The following is a 3,876-nucleotide window of genomic DNA, read 5'->3' on the forward strand; positions in this document are numbered from 1 at the left end:
CCGAGGATGTCCACCGCGCCGCCCCGGTCGCCCGCGGCGAGCCGGAGCCGGGCCAGCCCGAAGGCGGCGCTGCCCTGGGAGCGGTTGCGCTGCCACACCGCCTCGTAGAACCGCTGGGCCAACGCGTGGTCGCCCAGGTGCTCGGCGCAGTAGCCCAGCGCCAGCTTGGGCGCGTACTCCCCGGGCAGGGTGCTGTAGACCTCGTCGAACTCCCGCCGGGCGGCGGCCACCGCGCCGTCCGCGAGCCGCAGCAGGGCGCGGTGCCAGGACAGCCGCCAGTCGTACGGGGCGGCGGAGCCGGTCAGCTGCACGGCGATCGCCAGCTCCCGTGCCGCCGCGTCCCGTTCGCCCAGCTCCAGGCAGGCGCGGCAGGTGCGCAGCCGGATCTCGGCGGAGGGGCGGGGGAAGGCGTGCAGCTGCTCGATCAGCCGGCGCGGACCGCTGTCGGTCGGGACGCCCAGCAGCGCCGCGCCCGGATCGGCCGGGTCCGGGAACGGCACCGGCAGGCCGAGCGGCACCTGCTCGGGACGGGGCAGCCCGGACGCCAGCAGCGGGCGCGGATCCCCCTCCAGCCAGCGCTCCAGACCCGGGATCCGGCCCAGTGAGGAGTCCAGCAGCGCCGAGGTCGGGGCGAAGAGCGTGGACGGCTCCGGCTGCTCCCGGCCCAGCCGCAGCGAGTGGATCTCCCGCAGCACGCCCCACAGCTGCTCGGACATCTCCGCCGCCGACCCGAACCGCCGCTCCGGGTCGTCCGCGGTGGCGCGGGCCAGCACCCGGCGGTAGGACTCGGCGCCCAGGCCCGGCGGCCGCTGGGCCTGCCGGGTGGCCTGGTCCGAGAGCTCCTCGAGGGTCCTGCCGACCCCGAAGAGGTCATGGCGCTCGGTGAGGGCCGAGGCGCCCCGGGCCAGCACCTCCGGGGCGGCGAACGCCTCGGTGATCACGGGCGGCCCGCCGTCCCGCTGGCCCAGCCGCCACACCGCGCCGAGGTCGATCACCTTGATCCGGTCCTCGTAGTGCATCACGTTGCTCGGCTTGAGGTCGCAGTAGAGCAGCTTCTCGCCGTGCAGATAGCCCACCGCGCGCAGCACCAGACAGCCGTAGGCCAGGATGTGCTCGTACAGCCGGGGCCCGTCGTACGGCGTCACCGCGTCCGCGATGTGGTCCTTGATCTGGGCGAGCGTCATCCCGCCGACGAACTCCATCACGATGTAGCCCGTCAGCGCGCCGTCGTCCCGGGGGTCGGGCTGGGTGACGTAGTTGATGATCCGGACGATGCCGGGGTGGTCGAGCATGGTCAGATAGCGGCGCTCCTCGACCGCCGTCCGCAGCGCCGCCTCGTCCTCGTTGTTGATCAGGCCCTTGATGGCGACGGGCTGGTCGTCGAGCTGGGTGTCCTCGGCGAGATAGACCCAGCCGAGCCCGCCGTACCCGACACAGCCGACCACCCGGTACTGATCGCCCAGCAGATCCCCGGGACGCAGCCGCGGGGTGAAGTCGAACGGATGGCGGCAGCGCGGGCAGTAGCCCCTGGAGAGCGCGGGCTGTCCGGCGTAGGGCGCGCCCACGATCGCCTCGCACCCCTCCCAGCCGCAGGTCTGGCCGCGCGAGGGGGGATGCGGATCGTCCATCACCAGGTCGCGCAGCGAGGGCAGTTCGACCCGGGGCAGGGCCAGCGGGTCCTCGCCCGCCGGCCGCACCGTGAACTTCCGTGCCACATCGCGGCGACGGGCGCGGGCCGTGGCCGCGGTGGACCCGGACCCCAGATCGCCGGCCCGGGCGGGTGGGGGTGGGGGAGCCGGGGCCGGGACCAGGGCCGTGGCCGGGGCCGGGGCTGGGGCCGGGGCGGTGGGCAGGGCCCTGCGGCCGCACTCGGAGCAGAACCCCCGGGCGTTGATCCGGCCCAGTCCCTCGCCCCGGCAGTCGGGGCGCTCGCAGACCGCCCCAGCCGCTGCCCCAGCCGCCGCCCCGCCCGTTCCGTCCGTCCTGCCTGTGCTGCCTGTTCTGCCTGCTGTCCTGCCTGTGCTTTCCGTCATGGCGCCTCCCCCTGCGGCGGTGTGTGCACGGCGGCCACGAACCGGTCCACGGCGCGGCGCGCCTCCGGCAGATCACAGGGCACCTCGGCCAGCAGCCGCACCGCGGCGCGGTGCAGCGGGACCAGCTCCGCCCGCTCGGCTTCGGCCTTGGCCCCGAGCATCGCGGTGTAGGACACCAGCTGCCACTTCAGTTCCTGGATCTCCGGCTGCTGGGCGTCGATCACCCGCAGCGTCTCCTCGGCCCGCTCGGTGACCATCCGGACCGAGTGCTCGAACGCGGCGAGCTTGGCGACGACGCGGTGGGAGCCGAGCTCGGGGTCGGAGCGCAGCCGGGTCAGATTGATCCGTAAGGCGGTGGCGTCCTCGGCGTCCGACGGGAACGAGCGGCGCGCCCCGCGCTCGGCCGCCTCGTGCTCGCGGTCGGCGGCCAGGGCCACCCGCCCGGCGAGCTCCTCCAGCCAGGTGTCGATCCGCGCCGCCTCGGGGCGGAACAGCCGCTCGGCCAGGCGCAGCGCGGGGGAGTGGGGGTCGCGGAAGACCAGCATCAGCCGGCTGCCCCGGTCGGCGAGCAGCTTCATGAACCGGACCAGCGCCTCCGGGCCGCGGGCGCGGTCCACGCCGACGGCCACGATGGTGAGCGGCACGGCGTTGGCCCGGACCCGGCTGAGCGGGGAGGTGTCGCCGGGCGAACGCAGATCCATCCGGTCCGCGACCCGCAGCGCGACCTCGGTGTCGGTGCGCCGGGTGACGTCGATGGCCAGGTCCACACTGCCCAGCGGCGGGACGGTGCCGTGCGGCGCGGCGGAGAGCGCCTCGTCCGGACCGCCCCCCGACAGTTCGCGGTCGGCGAGCGTGATGGCGCGGCTGAGCGCCTCGTACCGCACGCGGTCGCCGGACTCGATGACCACGGTCTCCACGTCCACGATGCCCGCCCGCCCGGTCAGGGGCTCCCGGCGCAGCCATACGGCGAGCCGCTGGGCGAAGCCGACGTCCTGGACGCCGGCGGTCAGCCGGGAGACCAGCGGCCGGTCCACCCCGGGGGCGCCCCTCACCCAGCGGTGGACCACCGGCAGATGGCGCAGGATCGTCTCGACCGGGATCATGTACGACACGCTGAGCCGCTCGGCGGAGGGGACGCCCGGGGGGTCGTCGTACCGGCTGACGACCATGCCGATGACATGCCGGGTCGCCTCGTCCTCCACCCCGGCGCCGCTGAAGCCCTTACGGACCACATCCCGGCGCGACGCGGGGTCCAGCCCCACCCACTCCGCCCGCGGGCCGACCCGCCCGGCGGTCCTCGCGCGCAGGTAGTGGCCGTTGTCGAGGCCCTCGGGGAAGCCGCCCATCCACACCGGCCGGCCGAGCACCGGGGGCAGCCGGTACAGCGGCGCGGCGTGCTCGGCGGGCTGCGGGCGGCCCAGCCGCAGCAGCGCCACATCGCCGCATCCGTCGGAGCGCTGGGGCACCCAGCAGCCGTCGGCGACGCGGGCGGGCACGGGCTCGGTGTCGGGCACCTCGACCAGGTCGACCAGGACCTCGGTGGCGGGCACCGGGAGCCCGTCGTCGGGGATCACATGGGCGCACGTGAGCACCGTCTCGCTGCCCAGAAGGATTCCGGCGCCCAGGACGTCACCGGCCGAACTACGGATCCTTACCCGCCAAGTCCCCCCGCTGGAGGTCTCATCGGCGGTGATGCCCATTTCCGCCCCCATGCGGCCAGAGCATACGCCCGAGAGGTACGGAAGTGCCCCGTCCGTCCGATGGGTCACAGGAACGGGTGAGAGGCGTGCCGGGGCTGGGGGCGGGGTGCCGGGGGCGCGGACGGCGTGCCGGGGGCGTGGGC

2 protein-coding genes are annotated in these 3,876 nt (G+C 75.2%); both read right to left on the reverse strand.

Features of this window, described 5'->3' with window-relative positions; translation table 11 throughout:
• Window positions 1–1,715: serine/threonine-protein kinase (locus AXW62_RS23805; protein ID WP_252368701.1), on the reverse strand; the 1,715-nt coding region annotated here is incomplete at its 3' end.
• 314 nt (window positions 1,716–2,029) lie between these two features.
• A complete protein-coding gene (locus AXW62_RS23810) occupies window positions 2,030–3,745 on the reverse strand; it encodes a S1 family peptidase (RefSeq protein ID WP_244502791.1) in 1,716 nt (571 codons plus the stop codon).
• Window positions 3,746–3,876: the final 131 nt, after the last annotated feature.

This window comes from Streptomyces hygroscopicus subsp. hygroscopicus, assembly GCF_001553455.1.
In the GTDB taxonomy this organism is placed as follows: Bacteria; Actinomycetota; Actinomycetes; order Streptomycetales; family Streptomycetaceae; genus Streptomyces; species Streptomyces hygroscopicus.

Excerpts from the sequence above, each read along its gene's own strand:
- AXW62_RS23810 (WP_244502791.1), bottom strand. The coding sequence starts at position 3,745 with ATGGGGGCGGAAATGGGCATCACCGCCGATGAGACCTCCAGCGGGGGG.